The 20,459-nt window shown below is 71.3% G+C and carries 21 protein-coding genes; 11 read left to right on the top strand and 10 right to left on the bottom strand.

Translation table 11 applies throughout. The features are described 5' to 3' along the window. The first annotated feature begins 7 nt into the window (after window positions 1–7). Entirely contained in the window at window positions 8–916 is a 909-nt protein-coding gene (locus OG371_RS10280; protein WP_329067927.1) for a LysR family transcriptional regulator, read from the top strand. A 40-nt stretch (window positions 917–956) separates the two neighbouring features. Beyond that, complete coding sequence (locus OG371_RS10275) at window positions 957–2,438, top strand: alpha/beta fold hydrolase (protein ID WP_329067925.1); 1,482 nt, start codon at window positions 957–959, stop codon at window positions 2,436–2,438. Between the two features lie 53 nt (window positions 2,439–2,491). Here OG371_RS10275 and OG371_RS10270 read toward each other — a convergent pair whose 3' ends face one another. Genes OG371_RS10270 through OG371_RS10260 form a run of 3 tightly spaced genes read right to left on the bottom strand, consistent with a single transcriptional unit; the run spans window position 2,492 to window position 4,430 of the window. Next, the gene (locus tag OG371_RS10270; RefSeq protein WP_329067923.1) at window positions 2,492–2,941 is read right to left on the bottom strand and encodes a GNAT family N-acetyltransferase; all 450 of its coding nucleotides are present in this window, start codon (window positions 2,939–2,941) and stop codon (window positions 2,492–2,494) included. A gap of 52 nt (window positions 2,942–2,993) precedes the next feature. Then, on the bottom strand, window positions 2,994–3,818 hold the full coding sequence (locus tag OG371_RS10265; protein WP_329067921.1) for an NAD(P)H-binding protein: 825 nt from the start codon (window positions 3,816–3,818) through the stop codon (window positions 2,994–2,996). Then, on the bottom strand, window positions 3,819–4,430 hold the full coding sequence (locus OG371_RS10260; protein WP_329067919.1) for an antibiotic biosynthesis monooxygenase: 612 nt from the start codon (window positions 4,428–4,430) through the stop codon (window positions 3,819–3,821). 94 nt (window positions 4,431–4,524) lie between these two features. On the opposite strand from OG371_RS10260, the gene OG371_RS10255 reads away from it, so the two are divergent. Further along, entirely contained in the window at window positions 4,525–5,319 is a 795-nt protein-coding gene (locus tag OG371_RS10255; RefSeq protein WP_329067917.1) for an oxygenase MpaB family protein, read from the top strand. A 39-nt stretch (window positions 5,320–5,358) separates the two neighbouring features. Continuing rightward, window positions 5,359–6,324 (top strand): non-homologous end-joining DNA ligase, encoded by a 966-nt coding sequence (ligD, locus tag OG371_RS10250; protein WP_329067915.1) that lies wholly within the window; start codon window positions 5,359–5,361, stop codon window positions 6,322–6,324. Here the strand turns inward: ligD and OG371_RS10245 are convergent. From OG371_RS10245 to OG371_RS10235, 3 genes are read right to left on the bottom strand one after another with little or no spacing between them, the layout of a single operon-like run. Further along, window positions 6,307–7,053 carry a class I SAM-dependent methyltransferase gene (locus tag OG371_RS10245; RefSeq protein WP_329067913.1) on the bottom strand — a complete coding sequence of 249 codons (747 nt, stop codon included), beginning with the start codon at window positions 7,051–7,053 and terminating at the stop codon, window positions 6,307–6,309. The two genes, ligD and OG371_RS10245, sit on opposite strands and share 18 nt — an antisense overlap. Beyond that, window positions 7,050–7,448 carry a 6-pyruvoyl trahydropterin synthase family protein gene (locus OG371_RS10240; RefSeq protein WP_329067911.1) on the bottom strand — a complete coding sequence of 133 codons (399 nt, stop codon included), beginning with the start codon at window positions 7,446–7,448 and terminating at the stop codon, window positions 7,050–7,052. The genes OG371_RS10245 and OG371_RS10240 overlap by 4 nt, the downstream gene beginning before the upstream one ends. 25 nt (window positions 7,449–7,473) lie before the next feature. After that, window positions 7,474–8,448: a zinc-dependent alcohol dehydrogenase gene (locus OG371_RS10235; RefSeq protein ID WP_329067909.1), complete on the bottom strand. Its 975-nt coding sequence runs from the start codon at window positions 8,446–8,448 to the stop codon at window positions 7,474–7,476. 91 nt (window positions 8,449–8,539) lie between these two features. Here OG371_RS10235 and OG371_RS10230 point away from each other — a divergent pair, with 91 nt between their 5' ends. After that, window positions 8,540–9,430, top strand: coding sequence for a CDP-alcohol phosphatidyltransferase family protein (locus tag OG371_RS10230; protein ID WP_329067907.1), 891 nt, complete (start codon window positions 8,540–8,542; stop codon window positions 9,428–9,430). On the opposite strand, the gene OG371_RS10225 is transcribed toward OG371_RS10230, so the two are convergent. From OG371_RS10225 to OG371_RS10210, 4 genes are all read right to left on the bottom strand, one after another. After that, window positions 9,313–9,597 carry a M28 family peptidase gene (locus OG371_RS10225; RefSeq protein ID WP_329067905.1) on the bottom strand — a complete coding sequence of 95 codons (285 nt, stop codon included), beginning with the start codon at window positions 9,595–9,597 and terminating at the stop codon, window positions 9,313–9,315. The genes OG371_RS10230 and OG371_RS10225 overlap by 118 nt on opposite strands. A gap of 119 nt (window positions 9,598–9,716) precedes the next feature. Continuing rightward, window positions 9,717–10,127, bottom strand: coding sequence for a Dabb family protein (locus OG371_RS10220; RefSeq protein WP_329067903.1), 411 nt, complete (start codon window positions 10,125–10,127; stop codon window positions 9,717–9,719). Next, the gene (locus OG371_RS10215; RefSeq protein WP_329067901.1) at window positions 10,124–10,726 is read right to left on the bottom strand and encodes a TetR/AcrR family transcriptional regulator; all 603 of its coding nucleotides are present in this window, start codon (window positions 10,724–10,726) and stop codon (window positions 10,124–10,126) included. Before OG371_RS10215 ends, OG371_RS10220 begins: the two co-directional genes overlap by 4 nt. Before the next feature lie 114 nt (window positions 10,727–10,840). Beyond that, entirely contained in the window at window positions 10,841–13,573 is a 2,733-nt protein-coding gene (locus OG371_RS10210) for an AfsR/SARP family transcriptional regulator (RefSeq protein ID WP_329067899.1), read from the bottom strand. Between the two features lie 426 nt (window positions 13,574–13,999). Here OG371_RS10210 and OG371_RS10205 point away from each other — a divergent pair, with 426 nt between their 5' ends. The 6 genes from OG371_RS10205 (at window position 14,000) to OG371_RS10180 (ending at window position 20,434) form a co-directional block, all read left to right on the top strand. Further along, window positions 14,000–15,634, top strand: a complete 1,635-nt coding sequence (locus OG371_RS10205) for a fatty acyl-AMP ligase (protein WP_329072986.1) — start codon at window positions 14,000–14,002, stop codon at window positions 15,632–15,634. Continuing rightward, entirely contained in the window at window positions 15,627–15,887 is a 261-nt protein-coding gene (locus OG371_RS10200) for an acyl carrier protein (protein WP_329072984.1), read from the top strand. The genes OG371_RS10205 and OG371_RS10200 overlap by 8 nt, the downstream gene beginning before the upstream one ends. A gap of 14 nt (window positions 15,888–15,901) precedes the next feature. Beyond that, a complete protein-coding gene (locus OG371_RS10195; RefSeq protein ID WP_329067897.1) occupies window positions 15,902–16,222 on the top strand; it encodes a hypothetical protein in 321 nt (106 codons plus the stop codon). Next, on the top strand, window positions 16,222–19,416 hold the full coding sequence (locus OG371_RS10190) for a WXG100 family type VII secretion target (RefSeq protein ID WP_329067896.1): 3,195 nt from the start codon (window positions 16,222–16,224) through the stop codon (window positions 19,414–19,416). Before OG371_RS10195 ends, OG371_RS10190 begins: the two co-directional genes overlap by 1 nt. Window positions 19,417–19,423: 7 nt before the next feature. Continuing rightward, complete coding sequence (locus tag OG371_RS10185) at window positions 19,424–19,909, top strand: hypothetical protein (RefSeq protein WP_329067894.1); 486 nt, start codon at window positions 19,424–19,426, stop codon at window positions 19,907–19,909. A gap of 213 nt (window positions 19,910–20,122) precedes the next feature. Then, window positions 20,123–20,434: a hypothetical protein gene (locus OG371_RS10180; protein ID WP_329067892.1), complete on the top strand. Its 312-nt coding sequence runs from the start codon at window positions 20,123–20,125 to the stop codon at window positions 20,432–20,434. The last annotated feature ends 25 nt before the right edge of the window (window positions 20,435–20,459 follow it).

The raw sequence follows: 20,459 nt of genomic DNA, 5'->3' as shown, positions 1-20,459 counted from the left end.
AATGCTTATGGAACTGCACCAGCTCGAATACTTCGTCGCCGTCGCCGAGGAGGCCGGGTTCACGCGGGCCGCGGCGCGGCTGCACGTCGCGCAGCCCGGCGTGAGCGCGCAGGTCCGCCGGCTCGAACGCGAGCTGGGGCAGCCGCTGTTCGACCGGTCGGGCCGCGCGGTGCGGCTCACGGACGTCGGCGCCGCCGTGTTGCCGCACGCCCGCGCCGCGCTCGCTTCGGTGAACGCGGTGCGCGAGACGGTCGCGGAGTTCGAGGGGCTCGTCCGCGGGCAGGTCGCGATCGGCATCGTCACCTCGGCCGGGCCGGTCGCGCTGCCGGAGTTCCTGGCGGCCTTCGCGGAGCGCTACCCGGGGGTCGAGATCACCTTGGCCGAGGCGAATTCCGATGTGATGGTGGAAAAGCTGCGGGACGGACGGCTGGACCTCGCGGTGATCGGGCTCGCGGACGGGGAGCCGGCCGGGCTGGCCACGCAGACCGTGCTGGACGAGGAACTGGTCGCGGTAACCGGGCGGCAGGACGCGCTCGCCGGCCGCCGCGAGGTGACCTTCGCCGAGCTGGCCGAACGGTCGTTGATGTGCCTGCCCAAGGGCACCGGGGTGCGCGGGGTGCTCGACCGCGGGTTCGCCGCCGCCGGCGTGCGGGCGCGGGTGACGATCGAGGCCAGCGACCCGAATGTGCTGGCACAGCTGGCAATCCGCGGACTCGGCGTGGCGCTCGTGCCGGAATCACTCGCGCGGTACTACTCGGCCGAGCTGCACACGTTGCAGCTGCGGCCCCGGTTGCGCGGCAAGCTCGCGCTCGCCTGGCGCGACGGCGGGCCGGCCGGGCCCGCCGCCCGGGCACTGATCGACTTCGCCAGGACGACGGTGCGTGAACCCGACGAAAGTATGGCCGCCCCTCGCTAATCTCGGGTGGGTCCCGGCTTTTCCGACAGAAGGGTCCCGCGTGCGGAAACTGCTCACGGTCGTTTTCGCGGCCACGGTCGCGCTTGTCGTCCCCGCACTCCCGGCGTCCGCCGCCGGAATCGACTGGAGTCCCTGCTCCGACGGGCAGAACGTGGAGTGCGCGACGGTCCAGCTGCCGGTGGACTGGAGCCGGCCGGACGGCGCGAAGGTCGGCATCGCGATCAACCGGCTGAAGGCCGCGAAACCCGAGCAGCGCAAGGGAGCCCTGCTGGTCAACCCCGGCGGGCCCGGGGGCTCGGGTCTCAACTTCGTGTACTCGGCCTCGGCCGGCAACTACTTCTCCCAGTCCATCCTGGACTCGTTCGACCTGATCGGCTTCGACCCGCGCGGGGTCGGGCAGAGCAGCGAGATCCAGTGCGACAAGGCGGTGCTCTCGCAGCCCGTCCAGCTGATCCCGGCCACGGAGCAGCAGTACACGGACCTGCTGGCGCGCAACGGCGCGATCGCGCAGGACTGCCCCAAGCACAACGCCGGGCTCGATTCCCATGTGGACACCGAGAGCGTCGTGCGGGACATGGACGGCATCCGCGCCGCGCTCGGGGAAGAGCAGATCAGCTTCTACGGCGTCTCGTATGGCACGCAGATCGGCCAGCAGTACGCGGAGCTGTTCGGCTCGCGGCTGCGCGCGCTGGTGCTGGACTCCAATATGGATCACAGCGTCCAGTCCGAGGGCTATTTGGCCGCCGCGAACAAGGCGTTCGAGAACTCGTTCACCGATTTCGCCGCGTGGTGCGACCGGACGGCCTCGTGCGCGCTGCACGGCCAGGACGTGCTGGCACTGTGGGACAAGCTGTACGCCCAGGCGTCGGCGGGCAAGCTGATCGACCCGGCCTCGGGCAAGCCGCTGTCGGTGGAAGCGTTGCGGGACAACGTGTTCGGCAACATGTACCACCCGGCTGACCAGTGGGGCTACCTGGCCAGTCGGCTCGCGTCGCTTGCCGGGACCGGTGCGCCGTCGGCCTCGGCCCAGGCCGCGGCGGAGCTGGTGGGGAACAGCTACCAGGCCATCTGGTGCTCGGACTGGCGCTGGCCCGAGGTGAGTGACTTCGCGAGCCTGAGCAAGCTGCGGGAGAACGTCGAGGCCCTCGCGCCGCACACGCACTTCAGCGGCTTCTTCTCCGACATCACCAACTGCCTCGGCTGGACCGGCCCGGTGTCGAACCCGCAGCACGAGCTGCACGTCACCCAGGCCCCGCCGATCCTGATGACCAACGGCCTGCACGACGTCGCCACCCCGTACGAGTGGGCCACGAACGTCGCGCAGCAGCTGCCGGACACCGTCCTGCTCACCTACGACGGCACCGGCCACGGCGACTACGGCAACAGCACCTGCGCCCGCGACGCGATCGACACGTACCTGCTGACGCTCGCCCGCCCGGCCCAGGGCACCCACTGCGCCGCCGAATGGCCGACCGGCACCGCGCCGCAGACCGGGCCGCACCCGGTCACGCGGGTTTACTGAACAGGCTCGTGAGTGTTTAGGACGGTTCTAACCGTCATAAACACTCACGAGCCCTAGGAAAGGCTGCGGTGGAACACGATCCGGTCCACCCCAGGCCCGTCGTACCCGGCGACCGGGCCGGTGACGCTGAAGCCCATCACGCCGTGGAAGGCGATCGAAGTGGCGTTCTGCGGTGAGGTGACCGCGCGGACGTGCGACCGGCCGTCGGCCTCGGCGAGGGTGAAGAACCGGTTGTAGAGCCGTCGCGCCAGGCCCGCGCCGCGTAATTCCGGTGCGACGCCGAGGAAGTGGATGTACGCGGCTTCGGGGTCGGAGTCCGACAGCAGCCCGACGAGGAAGCCGGCCAGCGAGCCGGCTTCCTCGGCGATCAGGCTGGTGCGGAAGAAGTGGTCGAGGAACAGCCGGGGCAGGATCGAGCTGACCGGCCGCCCCCACCACTCGTCGGCGACCGTGATGATCCGGTCGTAGTCGGCGGGCTCGGCTTGTCGCAGCTGCACGTCCATGCCGGGTATTCGATCAGACCGGCCGGGGCCGCCGGTACCCCCCGGCCCGCGGTCAGCGGAAGTCCGCCACGTGCCCGGCGGCCCACTGGGCGAACGTCCGGCCCGGCTGACCAGTGAACTTTTCGACGACACCGGTCACGGGCGCGGAGGACGCCAGCCCGCCGAGGTAGACGTCGGCGATTCCGGGCGGCATCTCCGCGGTGAGCCGGCGGCGCATCTCGTCCAGCCCGATCTCCACCCAGCGCAACGGCCGGCCGAGTGCCGCGCCGATGGCCGAGAGCTGGTCGATCTGGCTGATCGGCGCCGGCCCGGTGAGCAGGTGGCGGGCGCCGTCGTGGCCGTCCTCGGTGAGCGCGCGGACGGCCACCGCCGCGATGTCGGCCTCGTGGATCAACGGCTGGGCGCGATCGCCGTAGACGCCCTCCAGGATGTCGCCGTCACGGATCTGCGTGGCCCAGCCGAGGGTGTTGGTCGCGAAACCGCCGGGGCGCAGGAAGGTCCAGCTCGTGCCGGACGCGCGGATCGCGTCCTCGACCACGGCGTGGGCGCGGCCGATCATGTTGGACTGCTCGGCCACGTCGTCGACGACCGCGGCCGAGGACAGGAAGACCAGCCGCTCGGCGCCGGCCAGTACTTTGACGGCCTCGCCGATTTCGCCCATGCGGTTCATCAGGAAAACGCCGGTGACGTCCGCCATCGCGGCCTTGAGCGTGTCCGGCCGTGCCAGGTCGCCCTGGACGATGTCCACGCCGTCCGGCAGCTGCGTTTTCGCCTTGGCCGGATCGCGGACGAGCGCGCGGATCGCCTCGCCGCGTTGGTGCAGTTGCCGCGCGACCTCGCCGCCGACATGGCCCGTGGCCCCCAGTACCAGGAACATTCAGCTCTCCTTCGGGTGCTCGGCGGTGCGGTGGACAACCGGCCGGAACCGCTGGACGTCGCTGGCCACCACCCCCGGGAAGGCCTTCACTTCCTCGAACTTGGGCGACTTCCCGACGGTGCCCCGGCCGGACGATTCGAGGGCATCGATGTGGTCGGCCGCGCTGCGCCACTCGGCGTAGTTGGCGATGCGGGTGCCGTCCTCGCTGAGGTGGAAGTGGGCGGAAATCCCGCCAGGGTGCGGGGTCCGCTCGTCGCCGAGGGCCTCGAACACCAGGTCCACCCAGCGCTTCAAACGGGCCTCGTCCGGGCCGTCGAACTCGACGGACACGAGCACGATGCAGCCGGGCACGGGCGCGCCCGGCCGGGTGCCGCTGCGGTAGAGCCGGAACTCGCTGCCGTCCGGCTCGGGCTCGATGGCCCACTGCTCGTAGCTGAACCAGCCGTTTTCGCTGGTGTAGCCGGTGAAGCTCAGCAGCCCCTCGGGCCACGGTGTCGGTGCGCGGTGTCCGGTCAGAAACGCCGGCTCGCCGTCACCGCGGCGGATGCGGACGACGGCGACGTCGGGACGGGCGGGATCGGGCAAGCCGGCGTGTTCGGTCTGGATGCTCATGGCGAGAGCGTGGTACTTCAAGTTCTCTTGAAGTCAAGCGCACTCTTGACATGTAGTCAATAGCAGCGTTCTCTGGAGACCAGGAGGTGCTGGCATGGGTGACGAGCTGCGGGAGTCCCTGCTCGGGGCCGGGCTGCTGGCCGGCACGGCGAACGTGATCATGCAACTGGGTCGTCCGGCCGTGGGCTACGGCGTGATGGAGAGCAGCGTCGAGAGCGGCGACCTGTTCCGGCATCCGCTGAAACGCGCGCGCACCACCTACACCTACCTGGCCGTGGCCGTGCTCGGGACCGACGAGGAGCGCGCCGCATACCGGCAGGCGGTGAACACCTCGCACGTCCAGGTGCGTTCGACGGATGAGAGTCCCGTTCGCTACAACGCTTTTGACCCCGAGTTGCAACTGTGGGTGGCCGCCTGCCTCTACCAGGGGATCGAAGACATCCTCGAGGTCATGGGCCGCCCGGCATCCGAGGGGCTTTACGAGCAGGCCGCGGTGCTGGGCACGACCTTGCAGGTGCGGCCGGAGATGTGGCCGGCCGATCGGGAGGCGTTCGCGGAGTACTGGGCCGCGGGGCTCGGCCGGGTCGAGATCGACGATCGCACCCGCGCGTACCTCACCGATCTGGTGGACCTGCGCTTCCTGCCCCGGCCGTTCTCCGTCCTCTTCGGACGGTTCCACCGGTTCGTGACCACGGGGTTCCTGCCCGGACGCTTCCGCGAGCAGATGCTATTGCCGTGGTCGGCCGCGGACCAGCGGCGGTTCGAGCGGCTGATGCGCGGGCTCAGCCTCGTGGTCGAACGGCTGCCGGGGGTGGCGCGGCAGTTCCCGTTCAACGTCTACCTGCATGATCTTCGCCGCCGACGGCGCGCCGGTCGCCCGCTCGTGTGACCGGTTGACCGGGCGCGGGGAGTGGGCAATGGTGAGGCCATGACCAGCCAGGATGTGCGCGAGGGTGTGCCGCTGACCAACCTCGACCAGCAGCTGTTCCCCGAGGCCGGGGCGACCAAGCGCGACCTGCTGGACTACCTCGACGCCGTCTCCGCGCGGCTGCTGCCGGTGCTGGAGGACCGGCCGCTGTCCGTGGTGCGGGTGCTGCGCGGGCAGGAGGCGTTCATGCAGAAGAACCTGCCGAAGTACACCCCCGAGTGGGTGCCGCGGGTGAAGCTGTGGGCGGAGACTTCGAAGCGGAACGTCTCGTACGCGCTGTGCAACGACCGTCGCACGCTGCTGTGGTTCGGGAACCAGCGCGCGGTCGAGTACCACCCGACGCTCACCCGGATCGACCACGAAGCCGGGCCAACGCACCTGATCATGGACCTCGACCCGCCGGAGGGTGCCGCGTTCGGCCTCGCCGTCGAGGGTGCGCAACTCGTGCGCCGCGCGCTGGCCGACGCGGGGCTCGCGGGCGCGCTGAAGACGAGCGGTTCCAAGGGGGTGCACGTTTTCGTGCCGCTCGCCCCGGGCCAGGCCATGGACGACGTCGCCGCGGCCACCCGCGCGGTCGCGGCCCGGGCCGAGCGCCTCGACCCGGACCGGGCGACCACGGCGTTCATCCGCGAAGACCGCCATGGCAAGGTTTTCCTGGACTCCACCCGAGCCGGCGGCGCGACCGTAGTGGCCGCCTACAGCCCGCGGGTACGTCCGGGCGTGCGCGTCTCGTTCCCGGTGCCGTGGTCCGATGCGGAGAACGTGACGCCGGAGGACTTCACTGTCCACAGTGCGCTGAAACTGCTGGGCGGTGACGACCCGTGGGTTGCGGAAATGCCTGCGCCGCAGCAGCTTCCGGCCGACCTCGTTGAGGAGGGGCACACTATTCCGATCGCCCGCGTCGCCGCGATGCATGAGGGTAAGCGCCGTGCCCGTGCGCGACGTGAGTCAGGGGAGAGCGAGTAGGTCCTCGTGGTGCACGGTGACGGTGGCGGGCTGGTCCCGATACCGCGCCAGGCTCGGGTCCTCCTGGGCCGCAGCCTCGACCCAGCCGTGGAACCAGGCCGCGATCAACGCCGAGTCCGCCGAACCGAGCCGCCAGACGCTCGGCGCCCGGTGAACCGTGTAGCCGCGGTCGGTGAACTCCTGCGCAGCAACGGAAACCGCCTCAGGACCAAGCCGCCCCTCGCGCCGTTGATGAGCATTGAACGCCGCCGTGACGGCGCCATCCCGCGGGTCCGCGGGGGACAGCTCCACCTGGCCGACCACGGAAAGCGTCAGCAGTGCCGGGCAACGCGCGCCCGCGCAACCCTCGACAAGACGGCGGATCTCCGCGTGCGTGAACAAGTCCAGCAGCGCCGAAGCCGTGACCAGCGACGTTTCAGCGAGATCTGCGGCGGTCAGCCGGGTGACGTCGAGCTGTTCGGTTTCGGTGGTGACGCCGTCCGGCAGGCTGCGCGCGGCCAGCGTGAGCAGCCGCGGGTCCTGGTCGTGCAGGATCCAGTGCTGCGGCCCGGGCAGCCGTCCGGACAGCCAGCGGCCCATGGAACCCGTGCCGCAGCCCAGATCCCGGATCGTCAACGGCGGCGTCAGCCTGAGTTTGTCCACAAGGGAGGCAGCGCGCGCCGCCGCGTCCGCGCCCTCGCGCAGGCGAAGCCACTCCGGCGCGTAGCCGGAAGCGTCCACTGTGGTCACAGGTCGCGCTCGTAACCGGCCGAGGCGACGTGCGATTCGTGCAGCGTCACCGAGATCGAGGCCAGGCCGTGCGCGCCCTCGCCGAGGTCGCCGGCGTGCACGTGGCCCGCCAGCCGGTCCGCGATCACCTTAGCCAGGAACTCCGTGGACGTGTTGACGCCGGCGAACTCCGGCACCTCGTCGAGGTTGCGGTAGTTGAGGTCGGCCAGCACCGTGCCGAGCCGCTCGGTGGCGAGGCCGATGTCGACCACGATGTTGTCCGCGTCCAGCTCGGCGCGGCGGAACGTGGCGTCAACGACAAAAGTGGCGCCGTGCAGGCTTTGGGCGGGTCCGAAGACCTCACCGCGGAAGCTGTGGGCGACCATGATGTGGTCTCGCACGGTGACGCTGAACAAGGTTTCTCCTTTGGTGGACAAGCGATTACGGGTAGACGATCCGGTGGCCGAGCCCGGGCAGCTCTCCGCCGGCGAGGCGGGTGATCAGGCCGGGCAGTTCATCGAAGGCCGACTCGCCGGTGATCAGCACGTCGAACGCCGGGTCCGCCAGCAGCCGCAGCGCGAGCGCCAGCCGGTCGCCGTACGTGCGGCGGCCGGCGCGGGCGGGTGAGACGGTGCCGACCTGGCTGCCGCGCACGGTCAGCCGCCGCGAGTGGAAGTTCTCGCCCAGCGGCACGCTCACCCGGCGGTCGCCGTACCAGCTCAGCTCCACCACCGTGCCCTCGTGCCCCAGCAGTTCCAGCGAGCGGGCGAGCCCGGCTTCGGACGCGCTGGCGTGCACCACCAGGTCCAGCTCGCCCTCGGCCTCGTCCGGTGTGGCGAAGCGGATGCCGAACGCTTCGGCGATCTTCGCGCGTTCCGGGTCGACGTCCACGAGCTGGACGTCCACGCCCGGGAAGCGGGACAACAGCCCGGCGACGCTGCTGCCGACCATGCCCGCGCCCACCACCGCGATCCGGTCGCCGACCAGCGGGGCGGCGTCCCACAGCGCGTTCACCGCCGTCTCCACGGTGCCCGCGAGCACCGCGCGCGCGGCCGGCACGGCTTCGGGCACCACGATGACCGCGGTCGCGGGCACGACGTACTCGGTCTGGTGCGGGTAGAGACAGAAGACGGTGCGGCCGACGAGGTCCGCGGGCCCGTCCTCGACCCGGCCGACGTTCAGGTAGCCGTACTTGACCGGCCACGGAAAGTCGCCCTCCTGGAACGGCGCGCGCATGACGTCGTGCTGGCTCGACGGCACGCCGCCGCGCAGCACCAGGCTCTCCGTGCCGCGGCTCATGGCCGAGAACAGCGTCCTGACCAGCACCTCGTCCGGTCCGCGGGCCGGGACCACGGCGTCCCGGATCTCACCGGTCCCGGCGGCGGTGAACCAGAGGGCCCTTGCCTTACGTGTCATGGATGTCCACCTGTCCGGCGGGATACCCGCACCCGCGGCGAGATCGAGGGGTTCGATGGCTGTCACCACCACTACACGATCACACCCCGGCGTGGGTTCAGTCGCCCTCGAACAGGCCGCCGGGGCGAGCGGCCAGCTGGTGCTGCTGGCCGTTCTCGGGCTCACCACGGGGCTCGGCACCGCCGGCTGGGCTGCGGGCCTCGCGTACACGGCGGGGCTGTGGGCCCTGCTCGCGGGCGCTGCCCGGCGGGCCGGCGCGCGTTCACTCGGCCCGGCCGACCACGTCACGCTCGCCCGCGCGGTGCTGATCGGGGGAGTCACGGCGCTGGTCGTGGATCACCTGAACGGGGGAGCCCCGATGGCCGTGGTGGTCCCGCTCGCGTCCGTCGCGCTGGCGCTGGACGCCGTGGACGGCCAAGTCGCCCGCCGCACTGGCACGTCCTCGGCCCTCGGCGCGCGGTTCGACATGGAGGCGGACGCGTTCCTGATCCTCGTGCTGAGCGCGCTGGTCGCCGGTTCGCTCGGCCCGTGGGTGCTGGCGATCGGCCTGATGCGTTACGCCTTCGTGGCGGCCGCCCGGGTGCTGCCGTGGCTGCGCGGGGAGCTGCCGCCGAGCCGCGCACGCAAGGTCGTCGCGGCGTTGCAGGGCGTGCTGCTGGTGGCGGCGGGCTCCGGGTTGCTCCCGGCCGCTTTCGCCCTGGCGGTCACGGTTTCCGCGCTGGTGCTGCTGGTCTGGTCGTTCGGGCGTGACGTGTTGTGGCTGCGCCGCGCCGCCGTCAAGGACTCCTTGCCCACCCTCAACGCAGGCAAGGAGTCCTTGACGGACGCCGGGCACTGGTCGGGCGTCCGACCTACGCTTCAGTGTCAGCTGCGGCCGAGCGTGGCGTCCGAGGCGAGCGAGCCGAGCACCCAGGCCATCGCGGACGCGTTCTCGGCCAGCGCGGTCCGGTTGATGCCGGCGAGGCGGTCGCAGGACTGGTGATAACAGTGGTCGAACTGCTGCCCGGCCTGGCCGCCGTACTCGGCCGCCTGCGCCGGGGTCTTCACCCCGAGCACGCCGCTGTCCATCCCGCCGACCGGGATGCCGAGGTCGTGGAACGGGAGGTGGTCGGAGCCGACGGCGTCGTACGGTTCGTCGGCGTAGGGCAAGCCGTGCCCGGTGAACCACTGGCCGAACAGGCCCGCGATGGCGTGGCCCTCACCGGTGCCGGTGTCCCAGACGAAGCGGACCGCGTTGGGCGAGGCGATCCTAATGTGACCGCAGCCCCTTAGCTCGGGGCTGGTGCGCTGCTGCCGGCGTACGAGGGCAAATCGGCGACGAGTTTGGTCAGGGCGGGATTGCCGGAGTAACGGCGCGTGTGCAATTCGGCGATCTTCTCGGCGATGTCCGGGTCGTCGCTGTCGGTGGTGTCGTAGGAGACGAATTTCTCCACCAGCGGCAGGCCGATATTGTCGGTGTGCGTGTGCGACGGAGCGGTCAAGTATTCCCAGTACCCCTTCAGGTCCTCGAGGACGAAAACCGCGCTGTACTCGAACTCGCCGCCGATGTCTTTGCCGACGACGTAACGGATCACCGCGTCGATTTTCTCGCCCTGATTACGCAGGCTGGCCAGGGCTTCCGCGCGCTGTTCGGCGGTCGCGCTCGTTTTGAACACGATCCGGTTGTGGTGGTAAATCATTTCCCACGCCTTTCTGGTGAAAGTGGTGCCGACCAATAGGCGAGCAGGGCGGTGACGGCCTGATCGGCCAAGCGCAGCGCGCGGTCGAATCCGACGTCCGCGAGCAGCCCGATGCCGGTCAGGCCGTGTGTCGTGGCCCAGAGCAGGTCACAGGCGTCCTCGACGCTGCGCAGCCGCACCGACTCGGCGGCCGCCCACTTCTCGATGACCTGCCCGGTGAACTCGATCACCGCGGCGGCGGCCCGGTGCCGGGCGGCGGCGTCGACCACCGAACCGGCCATCAGCTGGTAGAGGCTGGGCTGGGACCGGGCGAATTCGAGGTACGCGACCGCCGCGCGACGCACACCGTCCGACGCCGGACCGGAGCCCACCCCGTCCCGCATCCGCTGCAGCAACGCCGCGTTCCCCTGATCCAGCACGGTGTGCAGCACCGCGTCCTTGTTCTCGAAATGCTGGTAGATCACCGGCGCGCTGTAACCGATCTCGCCGGCGATCCGCCGGATCGTCACCGCCGGCCAGCCCTCGTCCTCCGCCACCCGGCGAGCGGCCGACAGGATCTCGTCGAACGTCCGGCGGCGCACCTCTTCCCGCCGACCCATACCCGCAACTCCTAACGATGTTAGAACTCCTAACGTCGTTAGTATCTGCTCACGCCGGCGCGCTGTCAAGCAGGCCCGTCCAACAAGCTTGCGGGCCCAAGAATCGTTGTGAGGTCAGGATTCCAGCTTCGCCTCGAGCAGCTCGACTTCCCGCGCACGCCGGTGTTCCCGGTAGAGGTCCCGCGCCTGCTCCCACGCCGCGCGCGCGTCCGCGGTCTGGCCGAGCGACGCGTGGGTGTCACCGAGGTTGGCGAGGATGCCGGGCTCGTCGTAGACGTCCTCGGTCTCGCGGGCGAGCGCCAGCGCCGAGCGGTAGTGGCCGAGTGCGACGACGTACTCGCCGAGTTCCTGCGCGATGTAACCCAGGCTGTCGAGCGTCACGGCTTCGGCGCGGCGGTGGTCGTGCAGGCGGCAGAGTTCCAACGCCCGCGTGCAGAAGTCCCGGCCCTCGCGCAGCCGGCCGAGGCGGGCGGAGTACCAGCCGAGGGTGTTGAGCGCGTCGGCCTGGCGCAGCCCGTTGCCGACGGCGCGGTAGTACGTCAGCGCCTCGGCGGTGTGCCGCAGCGCCCCGCCGAAGTCGCCGCTCTGGCCCAGCGCCCAGCCCAGCGCCCGCTGCGCGTCCGCCTCCACGGCCGGGGATTTCGCTGCCACCGCAAGGTCGAGCGCCTCCCGCACGTGCCGGACCGCGGCGTCGTGCGAGCCGACGCGGGTGTGCGCCGTGCCCAGGTACATGTGCGTGATGGCCAACGGCTCCGGCCGTCCCAGCGCCTGCGCGGCCGCCACCGCCGCGCGCCAGGAGGCCAGGTCCGCGACCAGCAGCCCGCGGATCACGTGGAACCCGCTGACGCTCCAGGCCAGCCGCCACACGTCCTCGTGCGCGCCGCGCTGCACGGCCGAATCCAGCACGGCCATCAGGCAGGCGTGCTCATCCGCGAACCACGCCGCCGCCTCGGCCCGGTCTGCCAGCGAAAGGGGCGCGCCGCCGGGCGCGGGCGGGCCCAGCTCGATCGGCTGACGCTCCGGGCGCAGCAGCGGCGTCGCGGCGCAGGCCGTGTGGAGGTAGTGATCAACCAAGCGGCGCAACGGTTCCGGCCGTTCCGCGTCGTCCACCAGCTCGTCGACGTACAGCCGCAGCAGGTCGTGCATCCGGTACCGGCCGGGCACGTGCTCCTGCACCAGATGCGCCGCGCTGAGCCGGCGCAGCAGCGCGCGCACGTCCGGCATCCGCAGCCCGAGCAGGGCAGCCGCCGCGGCCAGGCCGATGTCCGGCCCCGGCGCCGAGCCGAGCAGCCGGAACGCGCGCGCCGGCTCGGCGTCGAGTGCCTGATAGGACCAGGAGAACACCGCTCGCAGGTTCGTGCTCAGGTCACCCGCGTCGAGCGCGTCCAGCCGGGCGGACTCCTGCTGCAGCTCGCGCGCCAGCACCTCCAGCCGGAACCGCGGGTTCGCCCCCGCGCGGCTCGCGACGATGCTGATCGCCAGCGGAAGCCCGCCGCACCAACGGACCAGGTGGTCCACCGCCGTCGGCTCGTCCGCCACGCGGTCCGCGCCGAGGTGGCGCACCAGCAGCTCCCGCGCCTCCGTCGAGCCGAGCACGTCCAGGTCGAGCAGCCGCGCGCCGCGGACCCCGAGCCCGCCCAGCCGGTGCCGGCTGGTGACCAGCACCGTGCACGTTTCGCTGCCCGGCAGCAGCGGCTCGACCTGCGCCAGGTCCCGCGCGTTGTCCAGCACGACCAGCAGACGCCGTCCGGCGGCGAGGCTGCGGTAGAGCGAAAACTGGCCGGTCGGGTCCGCCGGGACCGCCGCGGGGGCCACGCCCAGCGCGTCGAGGAACTGCCGGACCACGGCCTCGGGCGGCAGCGGGCCGTCGGACGGGTCGAAGCCGCGCAGGTTCACGTACAGCTGGCCGTCCGGGAACCGCGCGAGGTTCTGGTGCGCCCAGCGGAGCGCGAGCGAGGTCTTGCCGATGCCGCCGGGACCGCCGATCGCGGACAGCGCGAGGGTGCCGCCGCGGCTTTCCATCACCTCGTCGAGCGCGGCCAGCTCGGGGTCACGGCCGACGAACCAGCGCGGCGGCGCGGGCAGCTGCCGCGGCACGGCCGTTTCCGTGAGCGGCGCCAGCGCCGGGTCCGTGGTGAGAATGCGCTGGTGCAGCCGGCGCAGCGCAGGCCCGGGATCGGCGCCGAACTCGTCGGCCAGCCGCCGCCGGATCCGGTCGAACTCCTCGAGCGCGCCTGCCTGCCGCCCGGCGCGGTACCGCGCGAGCATCAGCTGGCCCGCCACGCGTTCGTCCAGCGGGTGTGCCGCGGCCCGTTCCGCCGCTTCGGCGAGCACGGCGTTGTGGCCACCGTCTTCCAACGCCAGGTCCGTGCGGTCGAGTTGCGCCGACAGGAGTTCGGCGGCGAGCGTCTGGCGGGCGGTGTCGGCCCACGGCGTGTCGAGCCCGGCGAACGGATCGCCTCGCCACAGCGTCAACGCTTCGTCATACAGCGCGGTGCTGCGCTGCGCCCGCGCTTCGGTGACGAGCGCGCGGAACCGGTGCACGTCCACCGACTCGGGCGGGACGCTGAGCACGTACCCGGCCGGCCCGTGGCGGATCGCGACGTCACAGGCCGCGGCGAGCACGCGGCGCAGACGGGAGAGGTAACTGGCCAGCAGCCGGTGCGCGCGGTACGGCGGCCGGTCCGCCCACACCCGCTCGGTGAGCCGGTCGGTCGACACCGGCCGGTTGGCGTCGGCGAGCAACGCCGCGAGCACCCAGCGTTGCCGCGCGTGGCCCAGATCGACGGCCTCGGCGCCGACGTGCGCCTCGACGGCCCCGAGCAGTCCGAACCGGACGGTGGTCATGCCCCTTGCATACCGCACCCGGTCCCCGCGGTCGATCCGGTAAGCCGGGAGCGGCGGCCGGGCCGTCCGGCCTACCGCGCACCGGCCCGCTCCCGCAACTGCCGGAGTCCTCGGCCGCATTTTCTTCACATTAGCGAATTAACGTTAGCGAATTCGCCGGAAATCGCCGCGGATATTCACTTATGGAAATGTGGTGAACTGCGGGAAGGTCTCTTATGACGTGGAATGGGGAACCTTCGGGCACATCCGGCTCGAATATCACCGGGGCGCCTGAACCGGCCGGTCCGCGTGTGGTGGAGTGTCTGCTGTGAGCGGTAAGGTGGTTGGCAGGTCGCGGCCGGCCGGGTGCGGGAGCGCCGGCCGGATTCCCTTCGCCGGTGCTCCCGGTGTGTGGTGAAGCCGTTGTCCTCCCCTTCTTCGGTGCCTGTGCGGCAGGCGCCGGTTTCTGTGCCCGAGGACGTCTTGGGCGTTTCCCTGGTGGAGTTGTTGTTCTCCCGCGCCGATGATCACCGGCCCGCGTTCACCCACCAGGACCACACCGCCGGCGTCGACGAGACGCTGACCTGGGCCGAGCTGGTCGAGCGCGTCGGCGTGGTGGCGGGGCGGCTGCGGGAGAAAGCGGCGCCGGGCGACCGGGTCGCGGTGATCGCGGCGCAGGAACTCGCTTACCCGGTCGCGTTCTTCGGCGTGCTCGCCGCGGGGATGACGGCGGTGCCGCTGATGGACCCGGCGAGCCCGGGCCTGGGCAAGCGGCTGGCCGGGATCCTCGCCGACTGCTCCGCCTCGCTCGTGCTGACCTCGCGGCGTGCGGTGAAGCGGGTGCGCGAGTTCGTGCCGGCCGGGCAGCTCGTGATCGTGGACGAGCTGGGCGGGCCGCCCGTCGAGCCGGTCCGGCCCGATCCGGAGGCTCCCGCGTACCTGCAGTACACCTCCGGCTCGACCCGCGACCCGGCCGGCGTGGTGATCCCGCACCGGGCGCTGTCCGCCGCCTGCTGGCAGGCCTGCGTGGCCTACTCCGTCGGCCCCGGCACCACCTGCGCGGGCTGGATCCCGTTTTTCCACGACATGGGGCTCGTGCAGCTGCTGTGCGTCCCGGTGCACGCGGGCTGCCAGTCGGTGTTCATGTCGCCGGTCGAGTTCGTGCACCGGCCCGAACGCTGGTTGCGGCAGCTGGCCGAGCACCCGGACGTGTTCACCGCGGCCCCGAACTTCGCGTTCGACCTGGCCGCCGCGACGCCCCCGCCGGAAGGCCTGGACCTCTCCGGCGTCTCGGTCGCGCTGAACGGCAGCGAGCCCGTGCGCCCCGCGACGGTCGCCCGGTTCCAGGAGGTGTTCGGCCCGCTCGGCTTCCGGCGCGAGGCGCACCGGCCGTCGTACGGCTTGGCCGAGGCGACCGTGTACGTGACGAGCGCCGGCCCGGAAGGACCGACGAGCGCCACCTTCGACCGCGAGGCGCTGGCTGCCGGCGAGGCCGTGGAGATCGAGGGCGGACAGGAACTGGTGTCCGTCGGTCACCCGGTCGGGCAGCTGGTGCGCGTGGTGCGGGACGGCGAAGTGGCCCCGGACGGCTCCGTCGGCGAGGTCTGGGTGCACGGCCCGCACGTCGGCACCGGTTACTGGGGGCGCGAGGACAACACGTTCGACGCGTGGCTGGAGGGCCACGGCGGCTGGCTGCGCACCGGCGATCTCGGCGTGTGGCACGGCGGCGTGCTCTACCTGACCGGGCGGCTGAAGGACCTGATCGTGGTCGACGGCCGCAATTACCATCCGCAGGACCTGGAAGTGACCGCGGAGCAAGCCCATCCGGCGATTCGCCGCGGCCGGGTCGCGGCTTTCCGGATCGACGAGGACGAGGGGGAGGGCGCGATGGTCGCGGCCGAGTGGAACGGGGAGGCGGACGAGACCGGGGTACGCCGGGCCGTGCTCCGCGCGGTGTCCGCCGAATACGGCCTGACGCTGCGGAGGGTCACTTTGGTCGGTCCTGGAGGCCTTCCGCGCACATCGAGCGGCAAAGTCGCCCGGTCAGCGGCGAGGGAGCGGTACGGTGACGGTCGTGGATGATCTCTGCGCCGAGGTCGCGAAGGTCGTGGTCGACACCTTCCGGCTCGACCCGGGACTGGTGTCGCAGGACAGCCCGCTCGAAGAGCTGGGCATCGACTCCAAGGGCCGGGTACGGCTGCTCGCAGCGCTGGAAGTCCACCACGATGTCACGATCGACCTCGATCAGCTTGACCGGTTCACGGACATCGCGGCCGTGGCCGAGGTACTCGCCGAAGCCTTGAACGAACGCACCGGCACCGGCCGGGCCAGCTAGGGAGAGAAGCGCACATGAGCGGCAGCGGGGGCTACACCGCGTCCACCGAGGCGATAGCGACAGCGTCGAAGAAGGTCACCCAGCTGGGCAAGGACCTGCTCGACGCCAACCCGGACCTGGCGACCACCGAGGTCACCAAGGACGGCTTCGGCAAGGCGCACGGGGATCACGCGCAGAAGTACCTGGACGGGGCCAAGGCATTGTCGGACTCGGTCAACGGCTACAACGGCACACTCACCACGTTCGGCTCGAGCCTCGAGCAGGCCGGGTCGCAGTACGCCGGCAACGAAGACGATCAGTACGGCCAGATCTACGGTGCTGGGGGTAACCTCTGATGGCCAAGTCGTGGGATGAGATCAAGAAGGTCCTCGACGATCCGGCCGTGCCGAGCGACGACAAGAAAACGTTGCTCGCCAGCGCCATCATGGACGGCGTCTCGATTCCGCAGGACGAGTCGGACAAGTACCAGAAGGCCTATCTGCCGAACGGCGCCTTCTCCGCCGACTACAAAAGCACCGACGACGCCTACAACGACGCCAAAGGCGCGGGCGATCAGGCTGCATACAACGAAGACATGCAGAAGAAAGCGGTCGACGACGGCAAGAACGACCTCGGCGGCAAGCAGCCGCCCACGTCCGACGGCGGCGGCACGAAGACCTCGGACGAGGTGTTCGACACGGCCGTGCCCGCGCTCAAGCTGTTCGAGACCTTCGGCTCGCTGATCGCGAAATTCCCGGACGACTGCCGCGGCAACACCCACGCGATCGACATGGACAAGGACATCCACGTCCCGTTCGACGAGCAGCGCGGGATCTCGTTCAAGAACTTCATGGACGACGCCGCGCACTTCCAGACCGGCGCGGACAGCGTCGACAAGACCGCCAAGGACACCACCACCGCCCTGACCACCCTGCAGCAGGACTGGAAGGGCAAGGGCGCCGACGCGGCGTGGGACCACTACAACGACGACATCGGGCCCAAGGCGACCAAGCTGCACCAGACGCTCGACGGCGCGGCCAAGGCCACCATCGCCGCGGCGACCACGGTGTTCACCCTGTGCAAGGGCAAGGCCGACGCGGTCAACCAGGCGTACACCGAGTACGTGGCCAAGGCCGACTTCACCATGGCCCAGCGGATCGTGAACGTGGCGAACGGCTCGGCCGCCAGCGACGACGACCTCACCGCGATCGCCGGCTTCCTGGACATGAACTTCGGCACCAACCTGGTGGCGACGCTCAACGACCGGGGCTGCTGCGACAAGAGCGACATGAAGGCCGAGGGCGAGAAGCTCGCCAAGCAGTGGATCACCAACTACTTCATCCCGGACATGTGGGACCGGCTGTTCCAGGGATTCGTCAAGAACTGCAAGGACACCAAGGACCTGGTCGACCAGGCCTATGACGAGCTCGACAAGGTCATGGGCAAGGTCAAGAACGAGTTCGGCACCGGGACCGACGGCTCCGGCTCGGGCGGCTCCGGTTCGGGCGGTTCGGGCGGTGGCTCCGGTGGCGGTTCGGGTTCGGGCGGTGGCTCGGGTTCCGGTGGTGGCTCGGGTTCTGGCGGTGGCTCCGGCTCAGGTGGCGGCTCCGGCGGTGGCTCGGGCTCGGGCGGCGGTTCCGGTTCCGGCGGCGGCTCGGGCTCGGGTGGCGGTGGCGGGAACCCGCCGCCGATCCCGAACACGGACGTACCGCAGGGTTCCCCGGGCGGCGGGGGCTCCGGCAGTGGCGGTGGCTCCGGCAGCGGTGGCGGCACGCCGAACGTGCCGGACGTGAACCTGCCCCCGGGCGGCGACGGTGGTGGCTCGGGCGGCGGCTCCGGTTCCGGTGGCGGTTCGGGTTCCGGCGGTGGCGGCGCGAACATGCCGCCGATCCCGAACACGGACCTGCCGCAGGGCTCCCCGGGTGGCGGTTCGGGCGGTGGCTCGGGTTCCGGCGGTGGCGCACCGAAGATGCCGGACTTGAACCTGCCCCCAGGTGACTCCGGTGGCGGCTCGGGTTCGGGCGGCGGCTCCGGTTCGGGCTCGGGCGGTGGCGGCGGGGACGTGCCGCCGATTCCGAACACAGACCTGCCGCAGGGCTCCCCGGGCGGCGGCTCCGGCACGCCGAAGGTGCCGGACTTGAACCTGCCCCCGGGCGACACGGGTGGCGGCTCGGGTTCGGGCGGCGGCTCCGGTTCGGGCGGCGATTCGGGCGGCAGCGGCGGCGGCACGCCGAAGATGCCGGACCTGAACCTGCCCCCGAGTGAAATCGGCCCCGGTGGCCCCGGCGGCGGCAACGGCAGCGACCCGAACTCACCCGACGGCCACGGCGGCAGCGGTTCGGACCCGAGCGGCCACGGCGGCGGCGGTGCCGGCGGCGGCGGTTCGGACCCGAACGCGCCCGGCGGCGACGGGAAGGCCGACCCGCAGGAGACGCTGAAGGTCGAGCAGAACGGCAAGACCTTCGAGATGACCGAGCCGGGCAAAGACGGCCAGATGGACATCAAGGTCGGCGAAGGCCACGGCGACCCGAAGGACTTCAAGCTCGACTGGTCCGACGACGGCAAGGGCGGCACCGGCCACGACGGCGGCACCGGCCCGGCCGGCGGCGGCGACGGCTCGGGTTCCGGGCGCGTGTACCACCCGGGCCCGGACGGCAAGATCCACATCCAGGACGGCGACGTCAAGATCACCGCGGAGCGCCCGGACGGCCCGGACGGCCCGACCAAGGTGACCGTCGACGACGGCACCGGCCACCCGTCCACCTACACCCTCGGGGAGAAGGACGCGCCCGGCAGCAGCGGGCACCCGGCGCCGCCGATCAGCGACCACGGTCCGGAGATGCCGAGCAGCACCACCGACAAGCAGCCGATCATCGACCATGGCCCGGAGATGCCGAGCGGCACCACGGGCCAGCCGATCATCGACCACGGCCCGGAGATGCCCAACGGCACCACGGGCCAGCCGCTGCAGCCGGTCGACGGCACGCAGATGTCGCCGGATTCGGCGCCGCTGCACGCGGTCGACGGCACGCAGATGCCGCCCGGGACCACGCCGGATTCGGCCCCGCTGCCCGTCGACGGCACCTCGGTTCCCGCGCAGCACGTGGGCGACTCGGGTTCGGCCGTCCCCGCGGGCATGCCGGACGGGGGCACGCCGCCCAGCCACGCCGGCGGGGCGGGGGTACCGGGCGTCCCGGCGCACCTCGCCGACGCCGCGTCCGGGCAGTCGCTGGGCGCGCCCTCGATGACCGGGGCGAGCCACGAAGGGGTGCCGCAGCACAGCGGCGCGGACACTTACCCGGCGCAGCAGGGCCAGTCCGCGACGCCGGCCGGGGCCCCCGGCCAGTCGGGCGGCGGGATGATGGGCGGCATGGGCGCCATGGGCGGCGGCGGTGGTGCCGGCGGCGGTGGCGACCACGAACGCGGCTCCCGGGCCTACAATGTGGACGGCGGCGTCCTGTTCGACGCGGGTCCCGAGCCGTCCCAGCGGATCACCGGTTCGCTCGACGACGACGACGATTTGTCGCCGACGTTCCGGACGAGGAGGTAGGCCAGGCATGGACGACGTGAACGCGATGCAGGCCCGGATGGACGCCCTCGTCCGGGAGCAGAGCGATCGCCGGACGCTGACCGAGCAGCGCGGCGAGGAGATCAAGGCCCGCGCGCACGAGTTCATGACCAAGCAGGCGAAGGCCGCCGAACGCTACGTCATGCACCGCCGCGAGCTGGGCAAGCGGGAGGACGAGAAGGGCCGTCCGAAGCCGCAGGGGGTGTCGGAATTCGACTTCGAGCCCGAGGGGCACCAGGCCGAGAACGGCTCCCAGGGCATCGAGGACATCGTGCCCACCCCGCCGAGGACCGGCCGTCACGCGGCGGAGCCGGTTCCGCCGGCGCCCCCGGCCCCGACTCCGCCCCCTCCGCCGGCGCCCCCGGTTCCGGCGGCCCCGCCGGCGCGGCCCGCGCCGGGCGGCCGGCGCCGGATGAGCACGGAGGAGATCGACGACGAGGACGACGCTTTCCTGAACAACCGCTGGCGCGGTTGAGCTGAAGGCTCGAAAAGCGGGTGCGGCCGGTGGCCGTGCCCGCTTTTTGTTTGCCCGGAACCGTTTTTGTCACAGAACCCGGACGTGATCATGACGGGACCCGGAACCCGCGCTGCCACGATGGAACTCATCCTGAACCACTGACGACCCCTTCTCCCGTACCCGGGAATCGGTCGGAATTCGCCACCTTATTGCGCGAGGACGAGTTCTCTCATGGCTGTTTACGCACCCCCGGCGCCGGTCGTCGAAATTCCGTCCCACGGGCCGGAAACGGCGAGCCGGCACTGGAATCGGGTCATCACCGTGGTCGCGGTCGTGCTCATCGCGATCCTCGGCTACCTGACCCGCTGGATCTGTGACGACGGGCTGATCTTCACCCGCGCCGTCGAGCAGATCCTCGCCGGCAGCGGCCCGGTCTACAACCTCGGCGAGCGCGCGGAGACCTCGACCAGCGCGCTCTGGCAGTGGCTGCTCGCGCTGGCCGGGTTCGTCTCCGGGCAGCCGGACACCTCGACTAGCCGATGAACAGCGTGACGGGCAACGGGCGGAC

This window comes from Amycolatopsis sp. NBC_01480 (assembly GCF_036227205.1).
GTDB lineage: Bacteria > Actinomycetota > Actinomycetes > Mycobacteriales > Pseudonocardiaceae > Amycolatopsis.
The sequence above is the reverse complement of the archived record's forward strand: the minus strand, read 5'-3'. Positions and strand labels throughout refer to the sequence as shown.

Coding starts and splice junctions, on each gene's coding strand:
- OG371_RS10280 (WP_329067927.1), top strand. CDS start 8: ATGGAACTGCACCAGCTCGAATACTTCGTCGCCGTCGCCGAGGAGGCC.
- OG371_RS10270 (WP_329067923.1), bottom strand. CDS start 2,941: ATGGACGTGCAGCTGCGACAAGCCGAGCCCGCCGACTACGACCGGATC.
- OG371_RS10265 (WP_329067921.1), bottom strand. CDS start 3,818: ATGTTCCTGGTACTGGGGGCCACGGGCCATGTCGGCGGCGAGGTCGCG.
- OG371_RS10260 (WP_329067919.1), bottom strand. CDS start 4,430: ATGAGCATCCAGACCGAACACGCCGGCTTGCCCGATCCCGCCCGTCCC.
- OG371_RS10255 (WP_329067917.1), top strand. CDS start 4,525: ATGGGTGACGAGCTGCGGGAGTCCCTGCTCGGGGCCGGGCTGCTGGCC.
- ligD (WP_329067915.1), top strand. CDS start 5,359: ATGACCAGCCAGGATGTGCGCGAGGGTGTGCCGCTGACCAACCTCGAC.
- OG371_RS10235 (WP_329067909.1), bottom strand. CDS start 8,448: ATGACACGTAAGGCAAGGGCCCTCTGGTTCACCGCCGCCGGGACCGGT.
- OG371_RS10220 (WP_329067903.1), bottom strand. CDS start 10,127: ATGATTTACCACCACAACCGGATCGTGTTCAAAACGAGCGCGACCGCC.
- OG371_RS10215 (WP_329067901.1), bottom strand. CDS start 10,726: ATGGGTCGGCGGGAAGAGGTGCGCCGCCGGACGTTCGACGAGATCCTG.
- OG371_RS10210 (WP_329067899.1), bottom strand. CDS start 13,573: ATGACCACCGTCCGGTTCGGACTGCTCGGGGCCGTCGAGGCGCACGTC.
- OG371_RS10195 (WP_329067897.1), top strand. CDS start 15,902: ATGAGCGGCAGCGGGGGCTACACCGCGTCCACCGAGGCGATAGCGACA.
- OG371_RS10190 (WP_329067896.1), top strand. CDS start 16,222: ATGGCCAAGTCGTGGGATGAGATCAAGAAGGTCCTCGACGATCCGGCC.
- OG371_RS10185 (WP_329067894.1), top strand. CDS start 19,424: ATGGACGACGTGAACGCGATGCAGGCCCGGATGGACGCCCTCGTCCGG.
- OG371_RS10180 (WP_329067892.1), top strand. CDS start 20,123: ATGGCTGTTTACGCACCCCCGGCGCCGGTCGTCGAAATTCCGTCCCAC.